Origin of the sequence: Micromonospora sp. M51 (assembly GCF_018070305.1) — a bacterium.
Lineage (GTDB): Bacteria > Actinomycetota > Actinomycetes > Mycobacteriales > Micromonosporaceae > Micromonospora > Micromonospora parva.
The window spans coordinates 1-595 of sequence record NZ_JAGPXZ010001412.1; the positions used below are offsets into that span (position 1 = coordinate 1).

The following is a 595-nucleotide window of genomic DNA, read 5'->3' on the forward strand; positions in this document are numbered from 1 at the left end:
CCCGGGCCCTCGACGACCTGCTCGACGACCTCTACCGGGGGCAGGAACGGGTCACCCAGGCGGACATCTACCGCAAGGCGGTGGCCGCCGAACTCCCGCCGGACCTGCTCGCCCGGATCGACGCGCTGCCCGAGGGCGAGTACGCGGTGGACGAGGCCAGCGACCTGCTGGGTGGTTCCATCGGCTGAGCGCCTGTGCCAGCTCCGCCGCGTGAGCGACAGCAGAAGGGACACCACATGACGCACCACGACGAGGACCACGACGAGAAGGTGCCGGCGCTGGGTCAGCCGCCGAAGGGCACTGACACCACGCCCGAGCCGGACTTCGCCAACGAGCACGACCGCACGGCGGTGGACCGGGACATCATCACCGGGGCGGACGAGCACGAACGGGAGCCGGAGTCGCCGCACGGTTGGTCCGGCATGCAGCGCTGAGGGGTACGAGAAAGGGGGCCGATTTCCGCCGGCCCCCTTTCTCGTGCGTGCTGATCAGTCGTCGTCGTGCCCGCCCTCGGCGGCCTGCTGGGCCGTCGCGTACGCCATCTGGAGGAAGTCGGACGCGGCGACCGCGGTCAGCGCGGTGGCCACCAGGCGGG

Annotated in this window: 2 protein-coding genes; both read left to right on the top strand. The window is 71.6% G+C overall.

Annotated elements, in window-relative coordinates:
* A partial coding sequence (locus tag KBX53_RS35155; protein WP_210864057.1) for a hypothetical protein occupies nt 1-188 on the top strand: 188 nt, incomplete at its 5' end.
* Nucleotides 189-236: 48 nt separating this feature from the next.
* The gene (locus tag KBX53_RS35160; RefSeq protein WP_030333341.1) at nt 237-434 is read left to right on the top strand and encodes a hypothetical protein; all 198 of its coding nucleotides are present in this window, start codon (nt 237-239) and stop codon (nt 432-434) included.
* Nucleotides 435-595: the final 161 nt, after the last annotated feature.